This is a genomic window from Trinickia soli (assembly GCF_002879855.1).
GTDB lineage: Bacteria > Pseudomonadota > Gammaproteobacteria > Burkholderiales > Burkholderiaceae > Trinickia > Trinickia soli.
On sequence record NZ_PNYB01000016.1, the window covers coordinates 43,946 to 67,167 of the forward strand.

General features: G+C 63.0%; 15 protein-coding genes and 2 riboswitches. Of the genes, 14 read left to right on the plus strand and 1 reads right to left on the minus strand.

The genetic code is table 11. From position 1 onward, the window contains the following. Nucleotides 1-67 precede the first annotated feature (67 nt). From C0Z19_RS18445 to tssF (C0Z19_RS18485), 9 genes are all read left to right on the plus strand, one after another. A complete protein-coding gene (locus C0Z19_RS18445; protein ID WP_102611281.1) occupies nucleotides 68-1,300 on the plus strand; it encodes a XylR family transcriptional regulator in 1,233 nt (410 codons plus the stop codon). After that, entirely contained in the window at nucleotides 1,297-2,451 is a 1,155-nt protein-coding gene (locus tag C0Z19_RS18450; RefSeq protein ID WP_102611282.1) for an aldose epimerase family protein, read from the plus strand. Before C0Z19_RS18445 ends, C0Z19_RS18450 begins: the two co-directional genes overlap by 4 nt. Nucleotides 2,452-2,747: 296 nt before the next feature. Next, nucleotides 2,748-5,324, plus strand: a complete 2,577-nt coding sequence (locus C0Z19_RS18455) for a type VI secretion system Vgr family protein (RefSeq protein WP_102611283.1) — start codon at nucleotides 2,748-2,750, stop codon at nucleotides 5,322-5,324. A gap of 24 nt (nucleotides 5,325-5,348) precedes the next feature. Continuing rightward, complete coding sequence (locus C0Z19_RS18460; protein ID WP_102611284.1) at nucleotides 5,349-7,109, plus strand: alpha/beta hydrolase family protein; 1,761 nt, start codon at nucleotides 5,349-5,351, stop codon at nucleotides 7,107-7,109. Nucleotides 7,110-7,134: 25 nt separating this feature from the next. After that, on the plus strand, nucleotides 7,135-8,424 hold the full coding sequence (locus tag C0Z19_RS18465) for a T6SS immunity protein Tli4 family protein (protein ID WP_233196191.1): 1,290 nt from the start codon (nucleotides 7,135-7,137) through the stop codon (nucleotides 8,422-8,424). A gap of 198 nt (nucleotides 8,425-8,622) precedes the next feature. Beyond that, nucleotides 8,623-9,690 carry a T6SS immunity protein Tli4 family protein gene (locus C0Z19_RS18470; protein WP_233196192.1) on the plus strand — a complete coding sequence of 356 codons (1,068 nt, stop codon included), beginning with the start codon at nucleotides 8,623-8,625 and terminating at the stop codon, nucleotides 9,688-9,690. 256 nt (nucleotides 9,691-9,946) lie between these two features. Further along, a complete protein-coding gene (gene tssE / locus C0Z19_RS18475; protein ID WP_102611286.1) occupies nucleotides 9,947-10,435 on the plus strand; it encodes a type VI secretion system baseplate subunit TssE in 489 nt (162 codons plus the stop codon). A gap of 61 nt (nucleotides 10,436-10,496) precedes the next feature. Continuing rightward, a complete protein-coding gene (gene tssF / locus C0Z19_RS18480) occupies nucleotides 10,497-12,335 on the plus strand; it encodes a type VI secretion system baseplate subunit TssF (RefSeq protein WP_102611287.1) in 1,839 nt (612 codons plus the stop codon). 64 nt (nucleotides 12,336-12,399) lie between these two features. Next, nucleotides 12,400-14,229, plus strand: coding sequence for a type VI secretion system baseplate subunit TssF (gene tssF, locus C0Z19_RS18485; RefSeq protein WP_102611288.1), 1,830 nt, complete (start codon nucleotides 12,400-12,402; stop codon nucleotides 14,227-14,229). A gap of 77 nt (nucleotides 14,230-14,306) precedes the next feature. On the opposite strand, the gene C0Z19_RS18490 is transcribed toward tssF (C0Z19_RS18485), so the two are convergent. Further along, a complete protein-coding gene (locus C0Z19_RS18490; RefSeq protein ID WP_102611289.1) occupies nucleotides 14,307-14,984 on the minus strand; it encodes an antibiotic biosynthesis monooxygenase in 678 nt (225 codons plus the stop codon). A 223-nt stretch (nucleotides 14,985-15,207) separates the two neighbouring features. Continuing rightward, a riboswitch (glycine riboswitch) is annotated at nucleotides 15,208-15,316 on the plus strand. A gap of 20 nt (nucleotides 15,317-15,336) precedes the next feature. Further along, a riboswitch (glycine riboswitch) is annotated at nucleotides 15,337-15,508 on the plus strand. A 113-nt stretch (nucleotides 15,509-15,621) separates the two neighbouring features. On the opposite strand from C0Z19_RS18490, the gene gcvT reads away from it, so the two are divergent. From gcvT to C0Z19_RS18515, 5 genes are all read left to right on the plus strand, one after another. Then, nucleotides 15,622-16,740, plus strand: coding sequence for a glycine cleavage system aminomethyltransferase GcvT (gcvT, locus tag C0Z19_RS18495; protein WP_102611290.1), 1,119 nt, complete (start codon nucleotides 15,622-15,624; stop codon nucleotides 16,738-16,740). Between the two features lie 117 nt (nucleotides 16,741-16,857). Then, nucleotides 16,858-17,238, plus strand: coding sequence for a glycine cleavage system protein GcvH (gene gcvH / locus C0Z19_RS18500; protein WP_102611291.1), 381 nt, complete (start codon nucleotides 16,858-16,860; stop codon nucleotides 17,236-17,238). A 156-nt stretch (nucleotides 17,239-17,394) separates the two neighbouring features. Further along, the gene (gcvP, locus tag C0Z19_RS18505; protein WP_102611292.1) at nucleotides 17,395-20,361 is read left to right on the plus strand and encodes an aminomethyl-transferring glycine dehydrogenase; all 2,967 of its coding nucleotides are present in this window, start codon (nucleotides 17,395-17,397) and stop codon (nucleotides 20,359-20,361) included. Between the two features lie 142 nt (nucleotides 20,362-20,503). Beyond that, the gene (locus C0Z19_RS18510; RefSeq protein WP_102611293.1) at nucleotides 20,504-21,610 is read left to right on the plus strand and encodes an alginate lyase family protein; all 1,107 of its coding nucleotides are present in this window, start codon (nucleotides 20,504-20,506) and stop codon (nucleotides 21,608-21,610) included. Nucleotides 21,611-21,788: 178 nt separating this feature from the next. Next, nucleotides 21,789-23,177 (plus strand): L-serine ammonia-lyase, encoded by a 1,389-nt coding sequence (locus tag C0Z19_RS18515; protein WP_102611294.1) that lies wholly within the window; start codon nucleotides 21,789-21,791, stop codon nucleotides 23,175-23,177. The last annotated feature ends 45 nt before the right edge of the window (nucleotides 23,178-23,222 follow it).

Below are 23,222 nucleotides of genomic sequence, written 5' to 3' on the forward strand. Positions count from 1 at the left end.
GATCGACAGGAGACGAACCCATGCGCGAGTTGCAACGCGCGACCGTACGCAGAGCAAGGCTGGGGCAATGACGAAACCGCCCGCGCCGCAAAAGGCACATCGCATTGCGCTGCTATTCAACGCGAACAAGGTCTACGACCGCGAGATCATCTCGGGCGTGGGCCAGTACCTGCTTTCCACGCGCGTGGGCTGGAATCTCTTTCTCGAAGAAGACTTCCGCTGCCGCCTCGCCGGCATCGACCGCTTCGACGGCGACGGCGTCATTGCCGATTTCGACGATCCCGCCGTATGCGAGGCGCTGGCGCAGTGCCCGCTGCCGGTCGTGGCCGTGGGTTCGTCGTTCGAAGATCCTTCGCACTATCCGCCCGGCGTCCCGTACATCGCCACCGACAATCTCAAGCTGGTCTCGCTCGCCTACACGCACCTGATCGAGGCGGGGTTGCGGCACTTTGCGCTTTACAGCCTGCCGCTCTCGAACGAACACCGCTGGGCGCATCAACGCGAGCTCGCCTATGCGCGCTTGCGCGAGGGCGACGGCCGCACGCGCGAGCAGATCGACGGGGAAATCTATCGCGGGTTATCGACGAGCGCGCCGACGTGGAATCAAGCGATCGATCAGTTGACGCAATGGCTCGATGCGCTGCCCAAACCCGTCGGCGTGATTGCGGTGACCGACGCGCGGGCGCGGCATCTGCTGCAAGCCTGTTTGATCGCGGGCATTCCGGTGCCCGAGGACGTGGCGATCATCGGCATCGACAACGATCCGCTCACGCGCACCCTGACACGCATTCCTTTGTCCTCGGTCATCCAGGGCACCGAGGAGATGGGGCGCACGGCCGCGCATCTGCTGCACCAGATGCTGCATGGCGCGCGTTTTCCGGGGCGCACGATTCTAGTGCCGCCGGTCGGCATCAATGTGCTCGAATCGACGAAACATCAGCCGCTTGCGAGTCCCTACGTCGCGCGTGCGCGGCATTTCATCCGGCAGTACGCGTGCCAAGGCATTCGCACCGAGCAGGTGGCCGATTATGTGGGCGTATCGCGCTCCTCGCTCGAAGAGTATTTCCGGCGCGAACTGCAATGCACCGTCCATCAGGAAATCCTTCGACAAAAGCTCGACGCGGCCAAGGCGCTGCTCGTCAAGCGCGATGTGTCGAGCGCCGATGTTGCCGTGCGCTGCGGCTTCAAATCGGTGCAGTATCTGCATGCCGTGTTTCGTCGCGAACTGGGCTGCACGCCGCGTGAATATCAGGCGCGTGCGCAGGCGCAAGAACCCTCTCAACCTTCCATGTCCTTATGATCAGTACTGCCGATCTGTCGCACGAACCTTGGGGCCGGCTGCCCGGCGGCGAAACCGTTCAACTGTTTACCTTGCGCAACGCGCACGGCATGCGCGTGGCCATCAGCGACCTTGGCGGCACGATCGTCTCGTGGCACGCCCCCGATCGCGCGGGGCGGCTCGGCGATATCGTGCTCGGGCACGATATGCCCGCTGATTACTGCGAAGCGAAGGGATACATGGGGGCGCTCATCGGCCGCTGGGCGAATCGTATTGCCGGTGCCCGCTTCACGCTCGACGGCATCGGTTACAGCGTCGATCGCAACGAGGGTGAGAACCTGCTGCATGGCGGGGCGACGGGGTTTAATCGGGCGCTCTGGCGGGCGCGGGAGGAAGAGGGCAGTCTTGTTTTGACGCTCGATTCGGAAGAGGGCGATGCGGGTTTTCCGGGCAATGTGCAGGTCGAAGTGTGCTACACGCTCGATGACGAAGGCGAATTGACGATCGATTACCGCGCGCGGACCGATGCGCCGACGCCGCTCAATCTCACGAACCATGCCTATTTCAATCTGACGGCGCAAACCGGCGCCGACATCAAAGGGCATGTGATTTCGATCGACGCCGATACGTTCTTCGAGGTCGACAGCACGCTGATTCCGCTGCGCGAGGCGACAGTTGCCGGCACGGCGTTCGATTTTCGCGAGGCGGCGCCGATTGGCGCACGGCTCGACTGGCCGCACGAGCAACTCGTGCTCGCACGCGGCTTCGACCATTGCTATGTGCTGCGCGAGCCGCAGGTCCAGAGCGCCGCAGCGCTGCGTAACGGCGAAGGCAAGGGCAGCGGCAGTGACAGCGAACACGACCACGACCACGACCACGACCATACCGCCGACGCGCGGCCCGTGCGGGAAGTGGCGCGGCTGTATGAACCGACGAGCGGGCGTGTGCTGACCGTCTCGACCGATCAGCGCGGCTTGCAGTTCTATACCGGCAACTACCTCGACGGCGTGCGTGCACGCAGCGGGTCGACTTACATGCGCCACGCGGGCTTGTGCCTCGAAGCCGGCGGGTTTCCGAATCAGATCAACATGGCGGACCGCGAAGACGTGATCATCCGCGCAAACAAGCCGTATCGGCAGGTCACGAAGTATCGCGTCGGCGTGGTGGTGTGAGCGTGCCTCGCTGATCGTTGTTTTGGATGTTTGGCTTTATTCGTTGGCAAACGACGAAATTGCGCTCGTTGGAGGCGACATGCCTGACAACGAGCGCTTCTGCATGAGCGGTCCCGTACACGCCGGCGTAATGTGCGGCATATGACGCCACCGCGCATGTTGTTGCTCTCGCGGCCCGCTGCGGCCAGCCCGATGTCTTCACATCGTCCTATTTTTCTCTCGTTCTATTCATAGGGTGCAAAACGCGGTCTAGGCTCGCCCGATTCGTGACATCGGCGCTCCTGGCAGGCAAACCTATGAATACCCCTCTTATCGCCCAAGATCTGCGAAAGATCGCTTCGGGAATGCAGAACAATCGGCTGTTGATGCTTTCCTTTCCTGAGGACGATGCCCCTTACGACACGTTGGTGGTCAATCGTTTGGAGGGATGGGAGTCTCTGTCGTGCGATTTCCGGTTCGTGATTGAAATACTGTCGGACAGTGCGCAGCTCGATCCGAAGGACTTCGTCAGAAAGCTGATGTGCGTGCAATTGCTGCGCGAGGACGGCAGCTATCGGTATTTCACCGGTTACGTGTTTTCGTTCCGACTGGTTGAGAGCGATGGCGGGATTGCGTTCTATGAGGCCGAACTGGGGCCTTGGACGCGCTACATGACGCTGCGCAAGAACAATCGACTGTTCCTGGACTTATCGCTGCGCGGTCAGATCGCAAGGATTCTTGAAGACTACGGGGTGCTGCCGGTATGGGATTGGCAGGTGCGCGAGCCCGATCGGCCGATGACGATGGCGTGCCAGTTCGATGAGCACGACCACAACTACATGAACCGTCGTCTGGAGCACGCGGGTTTCTTGCACTTGTACGAGCACACGGCCCACGGCCATACCTTGGTCGTGGCCGATCCCAAGCGTAACGAGGCTGCAATCGACGGCGATACCCCGGCGATTGCCTACCGGCCGGAGGTGGGCTCCAAGGAGGCGGACGGGATTGCGTCGTGGTCGCCGATCGAGCGCGTCGTGTCTACGCACGTGGCGATGTCGCGTGGCGACTTTAAGAACCCTGGGCATACCGCGAGTACCGGGGGCGTGGCGAAATCGCGCATCGAAGGTTGGGACAGCAGCCGCATGCCGAAACTCGAGTGGTACGAGTATGTCGGCGCATACGGATATCGCAACACCGACGACGGCCAGCAGTTGGCCGAGCGACGCACCGATGCAATCGGTGGGGGCGTGCGTCAGTACGAAGCGCAGGGGAACTGCCGGTATGTGATGCCGGGGCGCTGGTTCCGGCTGACCGATCAATTCGGGTATGCGATCAGCCGCAACCCGTACGACGACGAATACCAGATCGTAGCGACGCATCACGTGGCGACCAACAACTACCTGCAAGGTATCGACGTCCCGGCCGTCTATCGGAACACCTTCATCTGCGTAAGCCGCCGTACGCCTTGGCGGCCGATGCCCGGGTTCAACAGCGTCGATACGCGCATCCTTGCGCCGCAGACTGCGACCGTGGTGGGGCCGAAAGGGGAAAGTCTCTACACGGACGAGTATGGCCGTGTGCTCGTGCAGTTTCACTGGGACCGGGAAGGCAAATGCACGACGTGGATACGCGTGTCGAGCGGGTGGGCGGGCGGCAATCAGGGTGTGACGGCGCTGCCGCGGATCGGCTCGGAGGTCATCGTGCAATGGCTCGACGGCAATCCGGACCACCCGCTCATCACAGGACGGGTTGCGAACGCGCGAAACCTGTCGGCGTGGCAATTGCCGCACCAGCGCGCGCTGACCGGCATTCGCAGCCGCGAGCTGGTGGGTGATGCGGGCAACCGTGCTGGCGGTAAGAGCAATCATCTTGTTTTCGACGATACGGCGGGTGCGATTCAAACGCAGTTGCGCAGCGACCATGGGGCGAGCCAATTGTCGCTGGGCAGCATCACCCGGATCGAGGACTGGCAGGGGCGGCAGGATGCGCGGGGCGAGGGGTTCGAGTTGCGGACGGACATGGCAGGTGCGATCCGCGCGGCGCAGGGGCTGCTCATCTCGACAGATAGCCGCGCCCAGGCGAAGGGGCGTGCGCTCGACAGCCAGGAACTCGTCGGTCAACTTGAGGTTGCGCTGGCTATTGCAAAGCAGTTGGCGGACGTCTCTTCCAGACACCAGGCCGATGGCACTGACACCGCTCAGCAGGAGAAATTGCTCGGCAAGCTAAAGCAATGGGACACCGGGCAGCCGGGCGGCAGCGCCGTGATCGGGTTGTCTGCGCCCGACGGGGTGGCGCTCGCGAGTCCGCTTAATGTCGTTGCCTCTGCGGGTAGACATGTTGACGTTACCGCCGTGCAGGACGTCAACGTCAGCACGGGACGCAAGATCCTGATGCGGGCGGCGCAGGGGCTCTCGGCTTTCGCGAAAGCGGGCATGAAACTGATTGCCGGGACCGGCGACATCGCGGTGCAGGCTCAGCAGGGCAAGACGGAGGTGGGAGCTTCCGAGCGCCTGCATCTGTATTCGCTCAAGGACGTGCTTATCGAAGCGCCCAACATCGTGCTGAAGGCCAACGGGGTGACGTACTCGCTTGGCGACGGCAAGGTGCTCGCGTCATCGAGCGGCGACCACAGGATCGAGGCATCCAGGTTCAGCTACACCGGCGGCGGAGGTGGCAATCCCGAGTTGCCCCAGATGCCGTCGTCCACGATGAAAACCAACGAGCAATTCGCGCTTGTGAACCGGGCCGGTCAGGCGCTGCACAACCTCGCACACCAGGTGTTCGACGAGACGGGCGCGGTGCGCGATGCCGGTCGCCTCGGCGCGGACGGTGCGAATCAATCGATCGTCGAAGACACACAGATCCGGCCGCTCACGATTCGTCCGACTCCCTGACTCTTATCTGTATTCGACCTATCTATGTCCAGTCCAGTTGCCCAAGCTTTGCGGGTCCACCAACAGGCGGTACGTCGCGTGCCTCTGCAATTCGATGAAAACGGTGATCCGATCTTCAATAGCGTGACGAGTCCAGACTGCTTTAAAGCGCGTGCGCTTGGTGTCATGCCGCCGAAACACGTGATTCCGGTGATTTTTGTGCCCGGGATCATGGGTTCGAATTTGCGTGCGAATGGGAATCTGCTCCCCCGAGGGGCACCGGCGTGGCTGCCGCCGAATGGCATATCGAATGGGTTGGATGAGTGGCGTCGGCGCAAAAAGCAGGAACCCCGGGATCGCCAGGTTCAAATGGCCGCAGACGGTGTCGAGGTTGACGATACCGGGCCGGTCAGCATTCCGAGGACGGTTTTTACCCTCACTGAAGCAGAAGCGAAGCGCCGCGGTTGGGGAGAAGTTCACCTTGATAGCTACGGCGGCATCCTTGCCGAACTCGAACTCGCGCTGAACGACCAGTACGTTGAGGCGGGAACCCAGGCCGCAACGCCGATGGCGGCCTGGAAGGTTGCGATGACTCTTCGGCGCGATTCCGACCATCGATATAACGAGCAAATCGACGTTGTAAAAAATGATTGGCATCCGGTCGCCGGCACGGACGTACCACCATTGACCGAGGAGGAGTTTCGGCGGCTGGGCGACTACTATTACCCGGTGTGGGCATGCGGCTATAACTGGCTTGACAGCAACGAGGTTGCGTCGGATCGCTTGATCCAGCGCATCAACGAAGCCTTGGAGTGGTACAAGAAAGGCAAATATTGGATTCCGGTCGGCAAGGTCATTGTCGTCACGCATTCAATGGGCGGATTGGTGGCCCGGCGTGCGGCGCAAAAGGCGGGCGACAGCATCCTCGGCGTTGTGCATAGCGTGCAGCCGGTTGGCGGCGCACCTGTTGTCTATCGTCGCTTTCGAGCGGGTACGGAAGCTAATGGCGTGTTTGACATTCCCGCTGCGGTGGCTGCCGAGATCATTGGTTGGGATGCCGCCGACGTTACCTGCGTCCTGGCGAATTCGCCGGGCCCGCTGGAGCTTTTGCCCACAAAGCACCATCCGCCGGGCTGGCTGCGATTCGAGTCACGAAGCGGAGGCGAGACCAAGGAGTTGATGCCGGCGCTGCCGGTCTCGGATCCGTACGAAGAGATTTATAGCAAAACTGTCCAAAATGTCTGGTGGGGGATGATCGATGAGACACTGATCGATCCGGCGAAACTCACTGGTTCGCGTGGTAAAACTCCGATGCGGGCCTATGGAGAGGCGCTGGCCGCGGCACGGGCTTTTCACGATGCGTTGAAGCTCGAATGCCATCCTGTCACATACGCGCATTTTGGCAGCGATCCAAAACACGTGTCGTTTGGCCGAGTGACGTGGGCCACGAGCGATGCACTAACGCCTGGCCGCGCCGACATGCTGCCGGTCGCGCGGGCCACTTCACACACGAAGCTGGGTGCTTCGACGCTCACACTTGGCGATGAAACGGCCACCTTCAGACTGGTCAAACATGAACCAGCGTCAGAAGACGACAAGGCGAATGCGGGCGACGGCACCGTGCCACTGCCATCAGGCCTGCTGATCAACCGCTGCTCGCCGTTGCCAAAGGTTTTCAGCATGACGGGCTTTGACCACCAGATGAGCTACGAGAATCTTCATGTTCAAAAGAACGTCTTGTACTGCATGGCGAGAATCGCGCAGCTTGCGACTCCCGTTTCGCAGCTTCCTTCGTGCAAAGAGTGAAATGTTGGTTGCCAGGACATTCACGATGCTGCTTTCCAGCATCATTGCCTTGAATTGCTATGCGAAAGATCCTCAGATGAGCGAAACAAAGACCTACTGCATGGGCCGATACCTTGTCGACGTTCCAGCCGATGCTCAGATCAACGGGCAAGCGTACATGTATCGGTTCGGGCTGATCGAAACTGACGCATCGATCGAGACGGCCTTGGCTTTCCAGCAGAAGATGGACGAACGAGAGGTTGAGCTAAGGGGCGGCAAACACAAGAAAAGATACGCCCTCGTCGGAGTGCGTCGCCCAAGTTCAACCATTCGCATTTTCGAACTCTCGACGGAACTGATAGTCGGTTCTTCTGCGGGATTCGGTGCGTATGTTTGGGACGATGGAAGAACCTTCTCGATGGAAGAGACGGCTTATGATCCGGCAAAATTTGGAGACATACTTGCAGAGCTGCAGGAGAAATTGCTGCCTCATCTGAAAGCCCGCTCGCCGGACGATATCCCTACCGCGCCAGGCTTCTGCCTAAAAGACGGTTTCATTACTGACGACGGCAAGGTGCCCCAATTTGAAAGTGCCCTGATCGGTTTCAAGTTTGCGAAATGGCCGGGGGTGCAAGTAACCGTACAGACGGCGACGGTCACCAAACTCGGCGAGCCCAAACTGCTCGAGAGACTGAATATGGACGACGTGCCGGAACGATTTAAGAACCTGGTATCGAAGATTCATACGATACGACGGGGTGAGCGAGCGATAAATGGCCGGGCGGGCGAAGAAGATCTGTCGACTGTGCCGACGGGGCACGGCTACAGCGTTCATCAATTTCGCTGGGAATCTCAGGGAAGCCACGTCAGTGATGCTCTTGAGCCCACGCTGGTCGTCGAACTCGAGAGCGGCATGACAAGAGATGGTCACGGCAATCCCGCGCGTCCTCCGCTGACAGACGAGGAGGCTGTAGCCGTGTTTGACGCGGTCTCGAAGTCGCTACGTTTTCGTTCAAGCGAATCGGGCGTGATAACTGGCGATACCCATCCGTCTCCCGATTTGCCGCTCGGCACACTTGCGCAAACGGGCACTACTTGCCCGCAGACAGGCTGGTGGACCTGTCCAGAAGCTATTTCGAACGAGATCGAGGGTGGGGGCCGCCAGCGGTTCGAGGCTGGTTCTGTGATACCGGCGGCGCAGGTACTTGGTAAGCAGTCTCTGATCGACCGCCTGACGGGCCGACGGGAGAAATACAGTGTCAACACCGTGTGGAAGCTCGTGGCATATGACCCGAGCTCGCGCATCACCAATCAGGAAGAAGGCGACAAGCGCTGAGCTTCGCTTTTACCTTCATCCAATGACTGAGGCCCAAGGCGGCAATCCAGACCACCCACTCATCGCGGGGACGGGTTGCGGATGCGGCACCCGTTGCCCAACTGCCTTCGCGCGAGGAATGAAATGCGGATTGTCGCGACATTTATGGTGCTTTTCGCCAGCCTTGTCACCCTGAATTGCAACGCCCGAGAGCGTCAGATGAACGACACAAAGACGTACTGCATTGGCCGATATTTGGTTGACCTTCCTGCGGATGCTCAAATCAATGGGCAGGCCTACGACTACAAGTACGGGCAAGTGACTTCCCGGTCGATGGACGAGGACGAATTCCAACGGCAGATGGCTCAACGAGAGGGTGAACTGCAAGCAGGCAAGCACAGGGATGGATATAAGCTGAAAAACGTATTGCGTCTAACGCCGACCGCATTGATTTTCGAATTGGAGCGTCAACTGCTGATGGGACCATCGGTGGGCTTCGAGGCCCACATGTGGATCGATAATCAGGCCTTCCAACTCATTCAGGTTGACACGCGCCAGGGAAAGTATGCGGTGGTCATTTCCACCGTAAAAGCAGAAGTATTCCCGCGGCTTCGCGGGCGTCACGCGCACGAGTTGCCTACCGAGCCGGGCTTCTGCCTGAAAGACGGTTTCATTGCTGACGACGGCACCACCCCGCAATTCGAGGACGCAGCCATCACCTTTAAGTTTGCTCAATGGCCCGGGGTGCTGGTTTCGATCGAAACGACGACCGTCACGAAACCGGGCGAGCCCGCTTTGCTCCAGCGAGTTGATAGCAGTGGGGTATGGGAGACGTTCAAGGATGTGGTGAGCCAGATCCGGACACTGCGACGCGGACAGCGCGCGATCAACGGGCGAGCCGGCGAAGAGATTTTGCTGACCCTTCCTACGGACGGTGGCTATCGTCTGCATCAGTTCCACTGGGAAGCGCAGGGTACGGAGGTCGGCAATGGACTCAAGCCAACCCTTACAGTCGAGCTGGAAAGCGGAATGAAGAGGGAAAACGGTGTTCCAGCCCGCCCGCGACTCACGGATGCACAGGCAATCGAGCTCTTTGATGCCGTCGCCAATTCGGTCCGGCCAAGGCCCGTAATTGCCGCGAAGGTTTCCGAGGATCAGATTGCCCCGACGGCTCCGCTTGGCACACTGGGCCAAACGGGCACTACTTGCCCGCAGACAGGCTGGTGGACCTGCCCAGAAGCTACCGCAAACGAGATCGAGAGCCCGCCGGCTGCGACACCCGGCTGATTTCATCGATGCAGTAAATCGCAGATGGTTTTGGAACTATCGGCCCGCACCGGTTACTCATTCAGCGCAATTGCGAACCACCAGCCTTTGAACCACCAGCCTTTGAACCACCAGCCTTTGAACCACCAACCCTCGCACCGTCAACGAGATCGCCCTGAATGCAAATCCAGTTGCCAAACATCGCCCAGCACCCGGCCCGCTCAATCCAGCCGCACAACCCGCACCATCCCGCCGCAATAACAGATCTTTCTCCTCGATGAACCGCTTCGAACCGGGTCTACTCGACAAACTATTCGGCGACGGACCGCACCAGCCTGCGTCCGCCGTTGTGCGGCGGTGGTCACTGGATGAATTGAAAGGCGCGGTCGCTCGTCATATCGAATCGATCCTGAACACTCGGATCGTCTTCACCGACGAACGTCTCGACGGGCTGCCGGAGTGCATGCGCTCCGTGCTGACATGCGGTCTAAACGACTTTGCCGGACTGAGTCTCGCCAGCCACGACGATCGCACAGTCATTTGCAACTCCATTCGCCGGGCCATCGAGCGTCATGAGCCAAGGCTGCAGAAGGTAGACGTGGAACTGGAGCTGAACCAACAGTCGACCCATGTGCTGTGCTTTTCGATCCAGGCGCTATTGGTGGTCCATCCTGCCGAGGAGCCGGTCAATTTCGATGCCTTGCTGCAACCGTCCACGCTCCAATACTCGGTCACGCGAGCACGCGCAAGAAGGCCTTCCCATTAGAGCGATCGGCGCGCTCGAAAGCGCTCGCGACCGCCCTGACACACAGGCATCGGAACGATAGATGGAAGAGTTGTTATCGCATTACGAACGTGAACTATTGCATTTGCGCCGCCATGCCGGCGAGTTTGCGCAGCGTTATCCAAAAATCGGGGGGCAGCTTTCGCCGCCGGGCGAGCATGGCGACGATCCGGCTATCGCGCAGTTGATCGACGCGATGGCGCTGCTCAACGCGCGCATCGGCAGGAAGCTCGAAGACGATTATCCGCAGCTTATCGAAGCCCTGGCCGACGTCCTGTATCCCCACTATCTGCGCCCGTTCCCGGCGTGCTCGATCGCCCAGGTGACCGTCGCGCCCGCTGAAAGCAACGCACGTCCTCACACCCTTGCGCGCGGCACGGAACTCGTGAGCCGTGCCATCGACGGTGTCGAATGCCGCTTCAAGACCGCCTACGACGTGACGCTTGCACCGCTCGCCATTAGCGAGGCCCGGTTCCTGGCGGCGGCGTCCGCTCCCATCGTGTTGCCGGTCAGCGCCGCGGGCGTCGTGTCGATCACGTTCGAATCGACCGCGCCAGATATCGATTTGCGCGCGCTCGACATCCGGACGGTGCGCGTGCATCCGAACGGCGAGCGCTCGTTCATTGCAGCCCTCGCCGATGGCATCTTCCTTCACGCGCTGGCGGCCTATGCGCAAGTGGGCGGTACGCGGTGCTGGCAACCGCTACGGGCAGTTCCGATCGCTCAGGTCGGTTTCCTCGCAGACGATGCGCTGCTCGAATTCCCAGGGACATCGCACCCGGCGCATCGCCTATTGTTCGAGTACTTCGGTTTTCCGGAAAAGTTCGACTTCGTCGATGTCGATCTCGGCGCGATGCTCGATACGACAGGGCCGTGCCAACGCGTGACGCTCCATATCGTGTTGAAGGATGGCTATGGCAACCCGCAGGCGGCGCGGCTATTGGAGTCTCTATCACCAGCGCACTTGCGCCTGTTCTCGACGCCCGTTGTCAATCTGTTTCGCCAACATGCGGAACCCGTACGCGTGACGCACGCGGCGCTCGCCTATCCGGTCGTGCCCGTTGCGCGCCATGCATCCGCGTACGACATCTTTTCAATTGACGATGTGCGGCTCGTGCGTCAGACGATCGAGTGCGACAAGGTCACCGAACTGCGCCCGTTTTACTCGCTGCGCTACGGCGACGAACAGCAGTCCGGACACTACTGGTTCGCGCGTCGGGACGAAGCGGTTGCGTTGAAAAGCCCCGGGTACGAGACGGAGATCTCCATGATCGACGTCGACCTGGACCCCATGGCGGCGCAAACCGATACCTTGAGCCTTCAGCTGACATGCACCAACCGAGACCTGCCGTCGAGACTCGCGGTCGGGCTCGAAGGCGGCGATCTCTTCTTGCGCGAGCGCACGGAAGCCGGGCCTGCGCTCAGCGTCGCGATGCTTCGCCGGCCCACGCAGTCGCTCCGTTTCGAGCGAGGTCAGGAACTGCATTGGCGGCTTTCGTCACACCTCGGGCTCGACTATGTGTCGGTGGCGGACATGGAGGTCGGATCGCTCAAAGCAGTGCTCGTGCTGTATGACCTGATGCGCTCCAGCGTCTCGTCGCGGCAGATCGAAGGGATCGCCGGCATCGAGTCGCAGGATGCGGTGGTCCAACTGCCGGGCAACCCGTTCGTGACGCCCGTACAGGGTGTCGGCGTGCGCCTGATCCTCGATGAAGGTCATTTTGTCGGGACGAGCATCGCGGCGTTCGTCGGCCTGATCGACGCCTTTCTCGGCAACTACGTCCATTTGAATAGTTTCGTTCAATTGACCGCCATCTCGAAGGACACGGGCGAGGAGATCTTGCGATGCAGGCCGCGCAGCAGCGAGGAATTCCTTACATGACTGATCCGTTTGCCCGAGAGCGTCGGATCGTCGTTCGGGCACCGATGGGTGCGCACTGTCCCGCATGAGCTCAAACGTTGACGTCTACGACGACGATCTGCTGCGGCATTACTACGAGCTGGAACTCGAGGTCTTGCGCCGCGATATGCTCCGCTTCGCGCAACGGCGCCGCGATGCCGCCGCGCGCCTATCGATCAATAGCGACGGGCACTCGGATGAGCAAGGCGTCGAGCGCCTGGTTCAGTCGACGGCGCTGCTTCATGCGCGCCATCGCCTCAAAATCGACGACGACTATCCGGAGTTTGCCGAAGCGCTGACGCACCTGTCCTATCCGCAGTACCTGCGGCCCTTTCCGTCGTGCGCGATCGCGCAGTTCAACATCGATGGCCTGTTCGACAGTGTCAAAGAGCCCTTGCGCATCTCCCGCGGGACGGACTTATGGACGCACGTCGAGAACTGCCGATTCCGCACGGCATACGATGTCGTTCTGGCGCCGTTGCGTATTGCCGCCCTGCAATATGTGTCCACGCCGAGTGCGCCAGGCAGCGTGAGATTGCCGCCCGACATCAGCGGCATGTTGTCCGTCACCTTCCGCTCGGCCACCCCCGACGGTCGCCTCGATGCCGCGATGCCGGCCAGTCTGCGCGTTCATCTCGCGGGCCAGCTTCCGGTCGTTGCCACGCTGATGGACACGATGCTGCTCCGCACGACGAGCGCTTTCGTCGAAGACAGCGCCGGCCGTTGGACATCGCTGCCTGCGATACCCGTAACGGCGGCGGGCTTCGGCCCGCAGGACTGGCTTTGTACGGACGAGCGGGAGACGGGCCAATCGTTCGGGATACTCGCCGAGTGCTTCGCGTTCGCGCAACGATTTCATTTTGTCGACATCGATTGTGCGGCGCTGCGCGTAGCCGCTTCCGGCCAAACGCTCACGCTGCATCTGGCCGTCGATCGCATTGCCCCGGATTCGTGGGCATCGCAGCAACTGGCCCACCTGAACGCCGATCATTTCAAGCTCTTCTGCACGCCGGTCGTCAATCTCTTCGACAAGCGGGACCTGACGCTCAAATACGATCCGCACACGGATGCGTGGCCGTTCGAGGTGCAGGGAAGGGACGATGCACTCACGGAGGTCTGGTCGGTCGATCGCGTCCGCATCGAGCAAGGCCCATCGCTGTCTTCGGCGGCAGCGTTCACGACCCGTTGCGCCGACGATGCGCTTCCCAGGTGGGCTCTCACACAGTCCAATGGTCAGGAAGCGCCCGGCGTCGGCGGGCGCGCAGCGCTCGTCCTGGTCGCCGCCGACGGTGGGACGGCGGGCGCGGCCGCTCTTGGCTCGCTGCGGGCCGACGTGATGTGCACGAACGGTGATGTGCCCCGCAAGGAACGCTGCGGTGCCGCCGAGGGCGACATGCGGATGGATGGCCCCGCGCCGGTGAAGCGGGTCACGCTGCTGCAGGCGCCGACTGCCGTCGCGCAGCTCTCTCGCACCAACGGTGCGCTGTGGCGGTTCATCGGTCAGCGCACGCCTCAGCCTGTCCGGTTGAGTCAGGCCGGTCTGCCCGGACTGAAGCAACTACTCCAGCAGTTCGCGACGTTGTCGCCGGTGCCGGCTCGGCACATCGACGGCGTCACGGCATTGAGCCATCGATCCGTCATGACGATGGTCGCGCGGCCGCCCCAGCCCGCCATGGTGCGAGGCATCGAAATCACGCTGGAGATCGACGAGCCACTGTTTGCGGGCCACAGCATTGCCGTATTTGCCCGTGTGATGGAGCGGCTTTTCGCGCCCTATGCGCACCGCAACAGCTTCGTGCAGCTGTGCGTCGTATCGGGCAACGGCGCGCGTCTGTGGTCGGGCGCGCCACTGACGGGGGCGAGCCCGGTGCTGTAAGCGACCGCGCTTCCCCCGTTTGACGCCGAAACCGCGCGCAAGCGGGCGCGCGGTCCCGCCCGTGGGCCCTACTGCGACTAGGAGACGCGCATATAGCGGCACACTTCATGATCGGCACGAATGCCCGGATGCACGCGCGTCGCCTGCCACAGCGGCGATGTGCCGATGCTGCCGTGTTCGCCGTCGTGGCCATAGTGCCCGCGTGCCAGCGCTTCGCGATGCGCCTGCGCGCTCGTCCAGCGCGAGAAGTTCAAGACCGAAGCTTCGTCGTGCGACGCGAAGAAATTCGCCGAAATCAGACCATCGGGCGGTTCCGCGTCGCCGTTCAGCGCGAGCAGGACGCGGTCGATCCAGCTTTGTTGAATGACGGCCGAGGGCCGCTCCAGCGGCTGGCGCACGAGCACGAGACATTCTCCGGGGCCGCTGCGGCCCGACGTCCACGCGCCGGCGGGCACGGCCACGTCGACCCATTCGGGCGTCGCTTCGCCGTGCAGCGGCTCGATCGCATGAGCGATAGCATCGACGACCGTGCGCTCCGCGGCCTCGAAGCGGTTCACGCGCCAAGCCGCGACGAACAGCAAGGCGTTGGCGTCGACATCGCGGAATACATCGGCAAGGGTGCCCGTCGGCACGGTGCGGGCCCGCTCGATCAGCGGCGCCATCGCGGTTTCGAGCGCGCGGCTCGTGGCAAGGCGCACACGGCCCGCGGCCAACAACCGAATGTCGGGGTCGGTGCAGCAAAAACGGTTCGACATGGATTTCCTCCTCTGTGTCGCTGCCGGCGCGAGCGGCTACTTCGTGCCAGGTGAGACCGGCGTCGGCGCGTCGCGATTCCCTCGCCGTCCTGCCATGGACGCATGCGGCACGCTCATAGTTCGTCGCGCATAAGACTAAGTTAGCGCTTCTTCGGCCCGCCTGCAGGATCGCCGCTTCGCAAGCGCGGTCATTTGACAACACCCTTACGCTCGCGTAAATTTCGCGCACGCGTCGGGAGAGCGCGTTCGCACCAGGGTTTCTACCCGCCCGCGAGCGCCGCCGAAGGGGCACACCCATAAACTCTCAGGCAAAAAGGACCGACCGCGTCGAAAAGTTTGCGCATTGCGCGGCTTTTCGCACTCTGGAGAGAGGCGATAGCTCGCAAGTACGTAGGCAGCGTTCATCAGACCGTTGCCGATACTCGCCAGCCAGTCGCCCACCGAAGGGGCGCGCGCAGCGCCAGGCAAACGCAGGGCGTTGCCGGCCGCGCAATCTCTCAGGTACCGAGGACAGAGGGGCCATGCACTGCATTTGCCGCAAGCATTCCAGCCAAATGAGCTGTCGAGCTTCGCGCGCGGGTCGGTCGGCATGGCCCTTTTTTGTTTTCGCGAACACCTAAGCGCGCCGAGGCTGAGAATGACCGAACTGAAACACACCCCGCTCAATGCTGCTCACCGCGCCCTCAATGCGCGCATGGTCGATTTCGGCGGCTGGGACATGCCCGTCAACTACGGCTCGCAGATCGACGAGCACCACGCCGTGCGCACCGATGCCGGTATGTTCGACGTGTCGCACATGTGCGTCGTCGATTTCGCCGGAGCGCGCGCTCGCGCATTCTTCGAATATGCGATCGCCAATAACGTCGGCAAGCTGCAAACGCCCGGGCGCGCCCTGTATTCGTGCATGCTCAACGAGCGCGGCGGCGTGATCGACGATCTCATCGTCTACTTCTTCTCCGACGATTTCTTTCGCGTCGTCGTCAACGCCGGCACGGCCGAGAAGGACATCGCCTGGTTCAATCGCCTGAACGCCGAGCGCGGGTTCGGCTTGACGATCACGCCGCGTCGCGATTTCGCGATCGTCGCGGTCCAAGGCCCCCAGGCGCGCAGCAAGGTGTGGCAGGTGCTGCCGGCGGCGCGCGAGGCGACCGAATCGCTCAAGCCGTTCAACGCCGCGCGTGCGAACGTCGCGCCCTACGGAGAGCTGACGATTGCGCGCACGGGCTATACGGGCGAGGACGGCTTCGAAATCATCGTGCCGGCGGCCCAGGTCGTCGCGCTCTGGCAGGCGCTGGCAGCCGCCGGCGTGCGGCCTTGCGGACTCGGCGCGCGCGACACGCTGCGGCTCGAAGCGGGCATGAATCTGTACGGCCAGGACATGGATGAAGACGTGTCTCCGCTCGACGCGGGGCTGGCCTGGCCCGTTGATCTGACGGCGCCCCGCGATTTCGTAGGCCGCGCGGCGCTCGAACGGGACGGCTCGCAGCAGGATTTCGTCGGCCTTATCCTGCAAAAGGAAAACGGCAAGGCCGGCGGCGTCCTGCGCGCGCATCAGAAGGTCGTGACGCCGCACGGCGAGGGCGAGATCACGAGCGGCACGTTCTCGCCGTCGATGCAGGAATCGATCGCCTTCGCGCGCGTGCCCAAGGGCGTGCATGCGGGCGACACCGTGCAGGTGCTGATTCGGGACAAAGCTTTGCCCGCAGCCGTGGTAAAACTGCCGTTCGTGCGCAACGGCAAGGTGCTGGCCGCCTGAAGCAACCCCGGGCGGCCCTGCGCGCGTACGCATGGACCTCGCCATCGACACCGCCGATAGCGCGATGGTCCCGAAGCTTTCAATTCAACGCATTTCCTATTTCACCAGGAGCATCCAATGAGCAACGTCCCGGCCGATCTGAAATACACGGAAGAACATGAGTGGATCAGAACCGAAGCCGACGGCACGGTGACGGTGGGTATCACCGATCACGCGCAAGAGACGCTCGGCGACATCGTTTTCCTCGAACTGCCGACAGTCGGCAAGACGATCACGGCCGGCGACGCCGTCGGTGTCGTCGAATCGGTCAAGGCGGCTTCCGATATCTATGCGCCCGTCTCTGGCGAGATCGTCGCCGTCAACGAGGCACTGCTCGATACGCCCGACGCCGTCAACCAGGACGCCTACGACAGCTGGCTCTTCAAGGTCAAGCTCGGGGCCAGCGCGGCGCTCGACAAGCTGCTCGACGCTGACGGCTACCAAAAGCTCGTAGGCTGACCCCAAGTGCCGCGTTCGGCCGGTCAGCGCCGCTTGCAGTGCGCTTTCACTTTGCGCTTGCACCCGCTTTCGCCGAACCCGGCACGTTTCGTTTTTGCCGCGCGGCGCGTCTTGCGCATGGGACGCTAAGACGCCGCGCACAACCGCCGCCCTATCATGAAGCTCGAACACCCGGATCGTCTGATGAACCGCTCCCCTCTCTCGCTCGCCGCGCTCGAAGTGCATGACGCCTTCGCGGAGCGGCACATCGGCCCGGATGCCGCGGACCAGCGCACGATGCTGGACGCGCTCGGCTTCGAGTCGCGCGCAGCCCTGATCGATGCGGTGATCCCGCGGGCGATCCGGCGCACCGACGCGCTGCCGTTGGGTCCCTTCGCCGAGCCGCGCAGCGAAGCCGAAGCGCTCGCTTTGCTGCGGCAGCTTGCGGACAAGAACGAGGTGTTTCGTTCCTACATCGGGCAGGGTTACTACAACACGCACACGCCGGCCGTCATTCTGCGCAACGTGCTCGAAAACCCGGCGTGGTACACGGCCTACACGCCGTACCAGCCTGAAATCTCGCAAGGCCGGCTCGAAGCGCTGCTGAACTTCCAGCAGATGATCGGCGACCTGACCGGGCTCGAGATCGCGAATGCGTCGCTGCTCGACGAAGCAACGGCCGCCGCCGAAGCGATGACGCTGCTGCAACGCGCCGGCAAAGCCAAATCGAACGTGTTCTACGTGGCCGACGACGTGCTGCCGCAAACCATCGAGGTCGTGCGCACGCGCGCCGAGCCGATCGGTATCGAAGTGCGCGTCGGTCCTGCGCAGGAAGCTGCCGGCGCGAATGCGTTCGGCGTGCTGCTGCAGTATCCGGGCGCGTTCGGCGACGTGCGCGACTACCGCGCGCTGACCGAGGCCGTGCATGCGGCGGGCGGCCATGTGGTCGTCGCGGCCGATCTGCTGGCGCTGACGGTGCTGACGCCGCCGGGCGAGTGGGGCGCCGACGTGGCCGTGGGCACCTCCCAGCGGTTCGGCGTGCCGGTCGGGTTCGGCGGGCCGCACGCCGCCTACATGGCGGTGCGCGACGCGTTCAAGCGTCAAATGCCGGGCCGGCTCGTCGGCGTGACCGTCGATGCGCAAGGCAAGAGCGCATTGCGCCTGGCGCTGCAGACGCGCGAGCAACATATTCGCCGCGAAAAAGCCACTTCGAACGTGTGTACGGCGCAGGCGCTGCTCGCGATCATGGCGAGCATGTACGCCGTTTATCACGGGCCGCAGGGGCTCAGGACCATCGCGCAGCGCGTGCATCGCATCGCGCAACTCTTGGCGACGGGCGTGCAGCAACTCGGTTACACGCTCGTCAACGAGACCTTTTTCGACACGCTGACGATCGAAACCGGCACGCGCACGGCGGCTGTTCACGATGCGGCCAAGCGCATGCGGATCAATCTGCGCCGTGTCAGCGACACGCGCGTCGGCGTATCCGTCGACGAAACGACGAAGCGCGCCGATCTGAACGATCTGCTGTGCGTCTTCGCGACCGCGGCCGGCGCGATCGACGTGCCGCACGTCGACGTGCTCGATACGGCTTTGACACGCGCCGAGGCGGAAGGCCGCAGCGGCGAATCGGGCGGGGCGGCGGCGGTGCCGGCCGCGCTCGTGCGCACGAGCGCGTACCTGACGCACCACGTCTTCAACCGTCACCATTCGGAGACGGAGATGCTGCGCTATCTGCGCAGCCTCGCCGACAAGGATCTCGCGCTCGATCGCTCGATGATCCCGCTGGGCTCCTGCACGATGAAGCTGAACGCCACCTCGGAGATGCTGCCCGTCACGTGGCCTGAGTTCGCGCAGATTCACCCGTTCGCGCCCGCCGACCAGACGGTCGGCTATCGCGAGATGATCGACCAGCTCGAGCATATGCTCGTCGCGGCGACGGGTTATGCGGCCGTCTCGTTGCAGCCTAATGCGGGCTCGCAGGGCGAGTACGCCGGCCTGCTCATCATTCATGCCTATCACGCCTCGCGCGGCGAAGGTCATCGCGACGTCTGCCTGATTCCGGCGTCCGCGCACGGCACGAACCCGGCCTCGGCGCATATGGCGGGCATGAAGGTGGTCGTCGTCGGCTGCGACGAGCAAGGTAACGTCGACATCGAAGACTTGAAGGCGAAGGCGGCCGAGCATTCGGCGAACCTCGCGGCCATCATGATCACGTACCCGTCGACGCACGGCGTGTTTGAGCAGAACGTGCGCGAGATCTGCGAGATCGTGCATGCGCACGGCGGGCAGGTCTATGTCGACGGCGCGAACATGAATGCGATGGTCGGACTCACGGCGCCCGGGCAATTCGGCGGCGACGTGTCGCATCTGAATCTGCACAAGACCTTCTGCATTCCGCACGGCGGCGGCGGTCCCGGCGTGGGTCCCGTTGCTGTCGGCGCGCATCTGGCGCAGTTCCTGCCGAACCAGACTTCGTCGGGCTATCGCCGCGCCGAGAACGGCATCGGCGCCGTATCGGCCGCTCCGTACGGATCGGCCTCGATTCTGCCGATTTCGTGGATGTACATCGCGATGATGGGGGCGAAGAACCTGACGGCGGCGACGGAAGTGGCGATTCTGAACGCCAACTACGTGGCCAAGCGTCTGGCGCCGCATTATCCGGTCCTGTACTCGGGCCCGGGCGGACTCGTCGCGCACGAGTGCATTCTCGATCTGCGCCCGATCAAGGATGCGAGCGGGATCACGGTCGACGATGTCGCCAAGCGCCTTGCCGATTACGGCTTCCATGCGCCGACGATGAGCTTCCCGGTGCCGGGCACGCTGATGGTCGAGCCGACCGAATCGGAATCGAAAGAGGAGCTCGATCGCTTCGTCGAGGCGATGATCGCGATTCGCGAGGAGATTCGCGCGGTCGAGGAAGGTCGTGCCGATCGCGAGGACAATCCGCTCAAGCACGCGCCGCATACGGCGGCCGTGGTGACGGCGAACGAGTGGCCGCATGCGTACACGCGGGAGGCGGCGGCCTATCCGTTGCCCTCGCTTGTGACGCGCAAGTACTGGCCGCCGGTCGGGCGAGCGGACAACGCGTATGGCGACCGCAATTTGTTCTGTTCCTGCGTGCCGGTGGCCGATTACGCGTAACGGCGGGAGCCGTGAGCGTAACGGCGGGAGCCGTGAGCGTAACGGCGCGAGGCGTCAGCATGCCCGCTGTGCGCGGGCATGCTTCGCTCGGCGCGAATACCGGCTACCATCTGTCTCCGCAAGGCCAACGAGGGAGCGACGGATGGAGCAGGCGGTCAATACGGAATCGAAATCGCGCGCATCGTTCGCGGCTTGGCTGATTGCCTGTGCGGGGGCGCTGGCGCCCGCGGGCGCGGCGCAAGCGGCGATGAACTTCTGCGCGGCGCCGGCCATGCAGACGAGCGAGCGCACGAGCGCGGCGCCCAGCGCGCAAGGCCTCGTCAAACGCGTCGCGGCGCGTCTGAACGATCAACCGAAGCCGCTCGCGCGCCTGCATACGGAAGGCACGCTGCCGCACGAGGGCATCTACGACGAAAGCGTCGAAGCCGAACGCGACCTGGAACTGATGCGCGATGCCGCGCTCGTCTGGCGCGCGACGGGCGACGCTCGCTATTTGCATCTCGTCGACCGATTCCTGCTCGCTTGGGCCACCACCTATCAGCCGAGCTTCGACCCGATCGACGAGACGCATTTCGACTCGATGATTCTCGCCTACGACATGACCGCCAGTGCGCTGTCGGTGAAGACGCGCAATGCCACCGCCGCATTCATCAGCAAGCTTGCGAACGGCTATGTGGAGCGAATCGATGCGCAGCAGCGGCCGTTGACGGGCGTGTATCGCAACAACTGGGAGAGCCACCGCGTGAAGCTGATCGCGATGGCCGCGTTCACGCTTGACGACCGCAAGCTCATCAACGCGGCGCAGCGGTTGTTCATCGAGCAGATCGGCGAAAACGTGGCACCCGACGGCGCAACCGTCGACTACGCCGAGCGCGATGCGTTGCATTACGTGACCTACGACCTGGAGCCGCTCGTCGTTGCGGCGCTGGCCGCGCGCCGTCACAACCGCAACTGGCTCGCACAGCGTGCACAAAATGGTGCTTCGCTGCAATCGGCGATCGACTGGCTCGTGCCTTATGCACTCGGAGAAAAGACGCACGAGGAGTTCGTTCATTCAAGCGTCGCGTTCGATGCGAAGCGGCGCGAGGCGGGCCTGACCGGCTATTCGGGGCCATGGGATCCGAAGGGTGCGGCGGAACTGTTTCATCTGGCCGCGCGGCTGTCGGGCCGCTATGCGGGTGTCGCGCTGCGGCTGGCGCCGACACCGCCGGCATGGCTCGCCGTGTGCCTCCCGCTGCCGGCGCGGTAGCGTCAGCGAGGCATCGGCGAGGAATCGAAATTTGCGTATTTCGCAAGGTGTCGGGTGAATCGTTGTATCGAGTGACGGCCGGTCGCCGGGCGCCGGGCATCAGGGCGCATACTTATCAACCCGAACGGCGCGAGCATGTCGCGCGCGCCGCTTCGATCAATCAGCGGGTGGAGCAGCAATGGCAGTCAGCGTTTTCGATTTGTTCAAGATCGGCATTGGCCCGTCCAGTTCTCATACGGTCGGGCCCATGCGCGCGGCCCTGCTGTTCGTGCAAGGACTCGAGCGCGATGGGCTGCTCGAGCAGACGGCTTCGGTCAAGGTGGAACTCTACGGATCGCTCGGCGCAACGGGCAAAGGGCACGGCACCGATCGCGGGGTCATGCTCGGGCTCATGGGCGACGCGCCCGATACGGTCGACCCGTCGACGGTCGCTGCTCGTCTCGATATCGTGCAGAAAACGCGGCGGCTTACGCTGATCGGCAAACAGGAAATCGCGTTCACGCCGAAGGAACAGATCGCGTTTTACCGCCAGGCACTGCCCGAACATCCGAACGGCTTGAAGCTGCGCGCGACCGACGCGGCCGGCGCCGCGCTCCGCGAGGCGACCTATCTGTCAGTGGGCGGCGGTTTTGTCGTGACGGCGGGCGCGCCGAATACGAAGGTGTTGCAGGCGGCCGATCAGCGCGCGCATCCGTTCAGCACCGGCAACGAACTGCTCGCGCTCTGCGCATCGACGGGCAAGTCGATCGCCGAACTCATGTGGGACAACGAGCGCGTCTGGCATACCGAGGAAGAAACGCGTATCGGTTTGCTGAAGATCTGGGATGTGATGCAATCATGCGTCGCCCGCGGCTGCGGCATCGGCAATCCGGACGCCGACGGCACCCTGCCAGGGCCGTTCCAGGTCAAGCGCCGCGCGCCGCAACTCTATCGCACGTTGTCGGGCAACCCTGAGCAGGCGCTGCGCGATCCGCTTTCGATGGTCGATTGGATCAATCTTTATGCGATCGCCGTCAACGAAGAAAACGCGGCGGGCGGGCGCGTGGTGACGGCGCCGACGAACGGCGCCGCGGGGATCATCCCGGCGGTGCTGCATTACTACACGCGTTTCGTGCCGGGCGCGAACGAGCAGGGCGTCATCGATTTTCTGATGACGGCGGCCGCAATCGGCATTCTCTACAAGCTGAACGCGTCGATTTCCGGTGCGGAAGTCGGCTGCCAGGGCGAGGTGGGCGTCGCCTGCTCGATGGCGGCCGGCGCGCTGGCCGCCGTGACGGGCGGCACGCCGCGCCAGGTCGAGAACGCGGCCGAAATCGGCATGGAGCACAACCTGGGGCTGACCTGCGATCCGGTGGGCGGCATGGTGCAGATTCCCTGCATCGAGCGCAACGCGATGGCCGCCGTCAAAGCCGTCAACGCGGCGCGTATGGCGTTGCGCGGCGACGGCAGCCATTACGTGTCGCTCGATTCCGTCATCAAGACGATGCGCGAGACGGGCGCCGACATGAAGACGAAGTACAAGGAAACGTCGCGCGGCGGATTGGCCGTGAACATCGTCGAGTGCTGACGCTACAGCTGCCGCCGATCACGGGCGCAACTGGGGCGCGCGGGG